The organism is Nocardiopsis protaetiae (assembly GCF_045446735.1).
Lineage (GTDB): Bacteria > Actinomycetota > Actinomycetes > Streptosporangiales > Streptosporangiaceae > Nocardiopsis > Nocardiopsis protaetiae.
This window is the reverse complement of record NZ_JBJJBV010000308.1, coordinates 1-7,392: the sequence shown is the minus strand read 5'-3', so window position 1 is coordinate 7,392 and position 7,392 is coordinate 1. Positions and strand designations below refer to the sequence as shown.

Annotated in this window: 5 protein-coding genes and 1 pseudogene; all 6 read left to right on the top strand. The window is 72.7% G+C overall.

The window, feature by feature from the left end; translation table 11 throughout:
* Positions 1-373 (top strand): annotated as a pseudogene (locus ACJOT3_RS30100) (glutamyl-tRNA reductase); the annotation flags it as partial.
* Positions 370-1,341, top strand: a complete 972-nt coding sequence (hemC, locus tag ACJOT3_RS30095) for a hydroxymethylbilane synthase (protein WP_406976519.1) — start codon at positions 370-372, stop codon at positions 1,339-1,341. The pseudogene ACJOT3_RS30100 and the gene hemC, both read left to right, overlap by 4 nt.
* Positions 1,342-1,433: 92 nt before the next feature.
* Positions 1,434-3,122 carry a bifunctional uroporphyrinogen-III C-methyltransferase/uroporphyrinogen-III synthase gene (locus ACJOT3_RS30090; RefSeq protein WP_406976518.1) on the top strand — a complete coding sequence of 563 codons (1,689 nt, stop codon included), beginning with the start codon at positions 1,434-1,436 and terminating at the stop codon, positions 3,120-3,122.
* Between the two features lie 55 nt (positions 3,123-3,177).
* The gene (gene hemB, locus ACJOT3_RS30085; RefSeq protein WP_406976517.1) at positions 3,178-4,176 is read left to right on the top strand and encodes a porphobilinogen synthase; all 999 of its coding nucleotides are present in this window, start codon (positions 3,178-3,180) and stop codon (positions 4,174-4,176) included.
* Positions 4,177-4,271: 95 nt separating this feature from the next.
* Positions 4,272-4,931, top strand: coding sequence for a bifunctional DNA primase/polymerase (locus tag ACJOT3_RS30080; RefSeq protein WP_406976516.1), 660 nt, complete (start codon positions 4,272-4,274; stop codon positions 4,929-4,931).
* Positions 4,932-5,619: 688 nt separating this feature from the next.
* Positions 5,620-7,386: a glycoside hydrolase family 6 protein gene (locus ACJOT3_RS30075; protein ID WP_406976515.1), complete on the top strand. Its 1,767-nt coding sequence runs from the start codon at positions 5,620-5,622 to the stop codon at positions 7,384-7,386.
* Positions 7,387-7,392: the final 6 nt, after the last annotated feature.

Sequence of the window (7,392 nt, the reverse complement as noted above, 5' to 3'; positions counted from 1 at the left end):
CGCCGGCCGCGGCGGCGCCCTCGAACTCGTCCGCGGCATCGTGGACGAGGAGGTCGCCGAGTTCCGCACCGTCCGCCGGGCCGCCCAGGTCGCCCCCACCGTCGTCGCCCTGCGCGCCCAGGCCCGCGACGTGGTGGAGGCCGAGCTGGACCGCCTGCACGGCCGGCTGCCCGAGGACCTGGACGACCGCACCCGCCAGGAGATCACCCGCGCGATGCGCCGCGTCGCCGACAAGCTCCTGCACAGACCCACGGTGCGCGTCAAGGAGCTGGCCGCCGCCCCGGACGGGGAGTCCTACGAGGCGGCCCTGCGCGAACTGTTCGACCTCGACACCACGACCACGGCGGCCCGCACCGCCCAGGAGAAGGCATGACCGGCACCACGGGGCCCGCCAGGCTCGCCACCCGTCGCAGCAACATGGCCACCAGCCAGTCCCAGCTGGTCGCCGACGCCATCACCGAGCGGACGGGGCAGGCCATCGAGCTGGTGCTCATCACCAGCTTCGGCGACGTCACCAAGGCCCACCTGACCCAGCTCGGCGGCACCGGCGTGTTCGTCAACGCGCTGCGCGACGAGCTGACGGCCGACACCGTGGACTTCGCCGTCCACTCCCTCAAGGACCTGCCCACCACGCCCGCCGACGGCCTGGTCCTGGCCGCCATCCCCGAACGCGACGACCCCCGCGACGCCCTGTGCGCCCGCGACGGCCTCAAGTTCGCCGACCTGCCCGCCGGCTCCAGGATCGGCACCGGCTCCCCGCGCCGCGTCGCCCAGCTCGCCGCCCTGCGCCCCGACCTGGTGTACGTGCCGATCCGCGGCAACGCCGAGACCCGCCTGGGCAAGGTCGCCTCCGGCGAGCTCGACGCCGTCGTCCTGGCCTACGCCGGACTGGTCCGGGTGGGCCGCATGGCCGACGTCACCGACGTCTTCGACCCCGAGCAGGTGCTGCCCGCCCCCGGCCAGGGCGCCCTGGCCGTGGAGTGCCGCGCCGACCGCGCCGAGGCCGACCTCGCCTACCTGTCCGCAGTCGACCACCCGGCCACCCGGCTGGCGGTCGTCGCCGAGCGCACCGTCCTGGCCGAACTCGAAGCGGGCTGCGCGGCGCCGGTGGGCGCCCACGCCCTCTACGACGCCGACCGCGGCGAACTGCGCCTGCGCGCCGCCGTGGTGGCCACCGACGGCTCGGAGTCGGTGCGCGGCGAGCGCGCCGCCTCCGGCGTCACCGACGTGGACGGCGCCGCCGCCCTGGGCCGCGAGCTGGCCCGCACGATGATCGCGGAGGGCGCCGACCGCATCGTCGCCGCCGCCTTCGCCGAGAGGGACACCCCGCCGGAGCCCTGAGCCAGAGCCCACCGGCGGGCAGGTCAGGACCCGCCGGTCCCGCCCGCGTCCCGGCGACCGCGCCCCGGGAGGCGGAAACACAGAGGAGTCACGTGAACGCCAACGCCAGTCCCTCTTCTTCGCCGGAGGAGCAGCGTGCAGCCGTGCGGCCCGGGCACGTCGCCCTGGTCGGTGCCGGCCCGGGCGGGGCCGAGCTGCTGACCCTGCGCGGCGCCGAGCTGCTGCGCGACGCCGACGTGGTCATCACGCTGCGCGAGCCCGCCGGCGAGGACCTGGCGGGCTTTCGCGAGGAACTCCTCACCCACTGCCGCGAGGACGTCACCACCGCCCGCGCCGAGGACATCGGCGACGTCAACGCCTTCGCCCTGGCCCGCGCCCGCGAGGGCCTGCGGGTGGTGCGGCTCTTCTCCGGCGACCCGTTCTTCGGCTGCCGCGGCGCCGACCTCGTCCAGGCCTGCCGGGAGGCGGGCGTCGATGCGGAGGTCGTCCCCGGCGTCTCCTCCATCACCGCCGTCCCGACCTTCGCGGGCATCCCGCTGATGGGCCACGGCGTCCCCGAGGTGCGCATCCTCAACGCCCGCGCCCGCGGCGCCGAGGTGGACTGGCACGAGGCCGCCGCGAGCGACGCGCCCCTGCTGGTCCTGGGCGGCGACGCCCCGCCCGAGGAGCCCGCCGAGTTCCAGGGCCCCGGGTTCGACGTCCTGTGCAAGACCCTCATCGCCGGGGGGCGGCCCGCCTCCACGCCCGTCGCCGTCGTCCGCGCCGGGGGCACCACCCGCCAGACCACCGTGGCCTCCACCCTGGGCCGCCTGGTCGCCGAGCTCAAGGCCAAGGACGCCAAGGGCCACCACCTCACCGCCCCCGCGATGATGATCGTCGGCGCCCCGGCCGCCCGCCACAGCGAACTGTCCTGGTACGAGGGCCGCCCGCTGTTCGGCTGGCGGGTGCTGGTGCCCCGCACCAAGGAGCAGGCCGCCGCCCTCTCGGAGCAGCTGCGCGACCACGGCGCGGTGCCCGAGGAGGTGCCCACCATCTCGGTGGAGCCGCCGCGCACCCCGCAGCAGATGGAGCGCGCCGTCCGCGGCCTGGTCACCGGCCGCTACCAGTGGGTGGCGTTCACCTCCGTCAACGCGGTCAGGGCGATCCGCGAGCGGCTGGAGTCCTACGGCCTGGACGCGCGCGCGTTCGCCGGGGTCAAGGTCGCCGTCGTCGGCGAGGCCACCGCCCGCGCCGTCCGAGAGTTCGGCATCCAGCCCGACCTCGCCCCGCCCGAGGACGCCCAGTCCAGCGCCGGGCTGGTGTCGGTGTGGCCGCCCTACGACGCCGAGATCGACCCCATCGAGCGGGTGCTGCTGCCGCGCGCCGACATCGCCACCGAGACCCTGGCCGCCGGGCTCACCGACCTGGGCTGGGAGATCGACGACGTCACCGCCTACCGGACCGTCCGGGCGGCACCGCCGCCCGCCCCCGTCCGAGAGGCGATCAAGGGCGGCGGTTTCGACGCGGTACTCTTCACATCCTCCTCCACAGTGCGCAACCTGGTGGGGATCGCGGGCAAGCCGCACAACACCACCGTTATTGCCGTGATCGGCCCCGAGACCGAGAAGACCGCCATCGAGTTCGGCCTGCGCGTCGATGTCGTGGCACCCAAAGCCTCCGTTTCGGCCCTCGTGGACGCGCTTTCGGAGTACGGTGCCGCCAAGCGCACCGAGGCGATCGAGGCGGGCAAGCCCGTCCTCAAGCCGAGCCAGAAGCGCCGCGGCCGCCGCCGCAAGCTCTGAGCCGACGCTCCCACCAGCAGCAGCCAGCAGGAACCCGCCTTCTTCAGGAGTACCCATGGACACCACCGGTCGCGAAGCGGCCTACCCCGCCGCCCGGCCGCGCCGCCTGCGCCGGGGCCCGGCGCTGCGCCGCCTGGTCGCCGAGACCCGGGTGCTGCCGGAGAACCTAATCCTGCCGATGTTCGTCAAGGAGGGGATCGACGCCCCGGTCGCCATCTCCTCCATGCCGGGCCAGTTCCAGCACACCCGCGACAGCCTGCGCCGGGCCGCCCACGAGGCGGCCGAGGCCGGGGTCGGCGGCGTGATGCTGTTCGGCATCCCCGCGCACAAGGACGAACGCGGCTCCGGCGCCGACGACCCGCACGGGATCGTCCAGGAGGCGCTGCGCGACCTCGCCAAGGAGGTCGGCGACTCCCTGGTGGTCATGGCCGACCTGTGCCTGTGCGAGTACACCTCGCACGGCCACTGCGGCCCGCTGGAGACCGACGGCCACGTCGACAACGACCTCACCCTGGAGCGGTACGCGTCCATCGCCGCCGCCCAGGCCGAGGCGGGCGCCGCCGTGGTGGCCCCCAGCGGCATGATGGACGGCCAGGTCGCGGCGATCCGCGCCGGGCTGGACCGGGCCGGGTTCGCGCGGGTGCCGATCCTGGCCTACGCCGCCAAGTACGCGTCCTCGTTCTACGGCCCCTTCCGGGAGGCCGCCGAGGGCGCGCCGCAGTTCGGGGACCGGTCCGGCTACCAGCAGGACCCGGCCAACGCCCGGGAGGCGCTGCGCGAGGTGGCCCTGGACGTCGCCGAGGGCGCGGACATGGTGATGGTCAAACCCGGCCTGGCCTACCTGGACATCGTCGCCAAGGTCGCCGAGGCGTCGCCGGTACCCGTGTCGGCCTACCAGGTCAGCGGCGAATACGCGATGATCGAGGCGGCGGCGGAGCGCGGGTGGATCGACCGCGAGCGGGCGATCCTGGAGACCCTCACCTCCTATCGGCGGGCGGGGGCCGAGCAGGTCCTCACGTACTGGGCCACCGAAGCGGCGCGTCTGCTCCGGTAGCGCGACCGGATCGCCCACCCCGGTCGCGGTCGCCGGGTGCGGGTCCGGCAGTGCAGGACCGCACCTGGAACATCGAGAACACCGGGGAGGGCTCCATGGCCGATGTGTTGTACCGACGGAAGCGGCGTCCGGCGATGGACGGCATGGTCGACGCCGCGCTGGGTTACGCGGCGCTGGGCTGGCCCGTGGTGCGGGGCGCCGCACCGGGCGAGGACCGGGCCTGTAACTGCGAACGGCTGGGCTGTCCGGATCCGGCGGCCCATCCGGCGACCATGGCCTGGGGGGTGGAGGCCAGCACCGACACCGACACGATCCGCCGGTGGTGGGCGGCCGACCCCGAGGCCAACGTGATCCTGCCGACGGGGCGGGTGTTCGACGTCTTCGACGTGCCGCGCGAGGCCGGCGTGATGGCGCTGGCGCGGATGGGCCGGGCGGGTGTGCCCGCGGGCCCGGTGGCGGCGCTGGGGTCGCGGTACCTGTTCTTCGTGGCGACCCGGTCGCCCGTGGACGAGGACGAGTGGTGGTCCTGCCACCTGGACTGCGTCCCGGAGGCGATCGAGGAGATGCCGGGCCTGCGCTGGCACTGCCGGGACAGCTTCGTCCTGGGCGCCCCGTCCCGGCTGCCCGGCGGGGACCGGGTGACGTGGATCCGCACCCCGCGCGACGCGGGCGGTTCGGTGGTGCTGCCGGACCCGATCGCGGTGCTGGGCATCCTGGCGGACGCCAGCGAGGAGTTCGGCGACGCCAGCCGCTGAGGGCCGATCGCTGAGGACTGGTCGCCAGGGGTCGGTGCCCGCCCTCGGGTGCCGCCGCGAGGGGCGAGCGGTTCCGGGGGACCGGGGTTCGAGGAGCCGGGTTTCAAAAAGATTGCGGATGTGGGGAGTGGCGCGCTCCCGACTCCGGACGGCCCACCCGAACGAGCCGAATTTCGAGGTTTTTCGGAGTTTTCGGGGTCTTGACAATGGTCGGAGAACCCCAATCGGTAACACCATTGATCGGGCAGCTGTTCACTTGAGTCTCAGGATTCACAGCTTTTCTTGACGGCCGAGTAGCTTAATGCCCATTCATCAGTGATTTCACCGTGGGATGCGGTCCCAGGTGGCACGAAATCTCTTTTTCATTCGCTGTTTACATATCACCATTGCGTGGTTACTCTCGTGGGAGCGCTCCCGGATACAGAGCGAGAGCGCGGAACTACTGCACGACCGCACTTCCAGGCTCCGACAGCCCATCCGCCCCCCGCCCCTCCGTTGCCCGCCCGGTACTCCCGTTTTGTATGGGAGCGCTCCCGGATCGGGTCGTCCCCACCGGAGAAAAGCCATGCCCCGCTCGCCGCCATTCTCATAGCCATGCCCTTCGGATTCCCCGCAGTCGTCGCGCCCGGCGCGACACCATCTTTCCTTTCCCTACGGATCACCCCCCTCCGCAAGGAAGCAGCAGAAGATGAGAAGAATCCACCGTGCCGCGACACCCGGACCGTCGCACGCACGCAGAGGACCGGCCGCCCTGTCCGCCCTGGTGGTGGGCGCCGCCCTGGCCGTCGTCCCCGCCGCCCCCGCCAATGCCGACGCCGGCTGTGCCGTGGACTACACGGTCTCCGACTGGGGCTCGGGTTTCACCGCGAACGTCGAGATCACCAACCTGGGAGACGCCGTCAACGGCTGGACCCTGGACTGGTCCTTCCCCGGGAACCAGCAGGTCACCAACCTGTGGGGCGGCACCCACACCCAGAGCGGCGCCAACGTCTCGGTCTCCGACGCCGGTTACAACGGCGCCATCGCCACCGACGCCTCGGTGAGCTTCGGGTTCAACGCCTCCTACTCCGGCTCCAACGCGGCCCCGCTCGCGTTCGAGCTCAACGGCGTCCTGTGCGACGGCGCGGTCGACCCCGACCCGGACCCCGATCCTGATCCCGACCCGGATCCGGACCCCGATCCCGGCACCTCCCGCGTGGACAACCCCTATGCGGGCGCCGACGTCTACGTGAACCCCATCTGGTCGGAGAAGGCCGCCGCCGAACCCGGCGGCGCCGCCGTGGCGAACGAGCCCACCGGCGTGTGGCTCGACCGCATCGGCGCCATCGAGGGCAACGACAGCCCCACCACCGGCGACATGGGCCTGCGCGACCACCTGGACGAGGCCCTGGAGCAGGCGGACGGCAGCCCCCTGGTGTTCCAGGTCGTCATCTACAACCTGCCCGGCCGCGACTGCGCCGCCCTGGCCTCCAACGGCGAGCTCGGCCCCGAGGAGATCGACCGCTACAAGAACGAGTACATCGACCCGATCGCCGACATCCTCGCCGACTACGAGGACACCGAGCTGCGCATCGTGGCGACCATCGAGATCGACTCGCTGCCCAACCTGGTCACCAACGTCACCCCGCGCGACACCGCCACCCCCGAGTGCGACGTCATGCTGGCCAACGGCAACTACGTCGAGGGGGTCGGCTACGCCCTGGCCTCCCTGGGCGCCATCGACAACGTCTACAACTACGTGGACGCCGGCCACCACGGCTGGATCGGCTGGGACGACAACTTCACCGCCTCCGCCCAGATCTTCTACCAGGCCGCGAACGCCGCCGGGGCCACCCCCGCCGACGTGCACGGGTTCATCGCCAACACCGCCAACTACTCGGCGCTGAAGGAGGACAACTTCTCCGTCGACCAGACCATCGGCGGCGTCTCGGTCCGCCAGTCCTCCTGGGTGGACTGGAACCGCTACGTCGACGAGCTGGGCTTCGCCCAGGCGCTGCGCCAGGAACTGGTCTCCCAGGGCTTCCCGTCCGACATCGGGATGCTCATCGACACCTCCCGCAACGGCTGGGGCGGCGACGCCCGGCCCACCGGCCCGGGACCCCAGACCAGCGTGGACGCCTACGTGGACGGCGGCCGCTACGACCGGCGCATCCACCTGGGCAACTGGTGCAACCAGGCCGGGGCCGGACTGGGCGAGCGCCCGCAGACCGCACCCGCCTCCGGCATCGACGCCTACGTGTGGATGAAGCCGCCGGGCGAGTCCGACGGCTCCAGCGAGTTCATCCCCAACCCCGAGGGCAAGGGCTTCGACCGGATGTGCGACCCCACCTATGAGGGCAACCCGCGCAACGGCAACAGCATGAGCGGCGCCCTGGACGGCGCGCCGGTCTCCGGGCACTGGTTCTCCGCCCAGTTCCAGGAGCTGCTGGCCAACGCCCACCCGCCCGTCAACTGATCCGCG

Coding starts and splice junctions, on each gene's coding strand:
- ACJOT3_RS30080 (WP_406976516.1), top strand. CDS start 4,272: ATGGCCGATGTGTTGTACCGACGGAAGCGGCGTCCGGCGATGGACGGC.
- hemB (WP_406976517.1), top strand. CDS start 3,178: ATGGACACCACCGGTCGCGAAGCGGCCTACCCCGCCGCCCGGCCGCGC.
- ACJOT3_RS30075 (WP_406976515.1), top strand. CDS start 5,620: ATGAGAAGAATCCACCGTGCCGCGACACCCGGACCGTCGCACGCACGC.
- hemC (WP_406976519.1), top strand. CDS start 370: ATGACCGGCACCACGGGGCCCGCCAGGCTCGCCACCCGTCGCAGCAAC.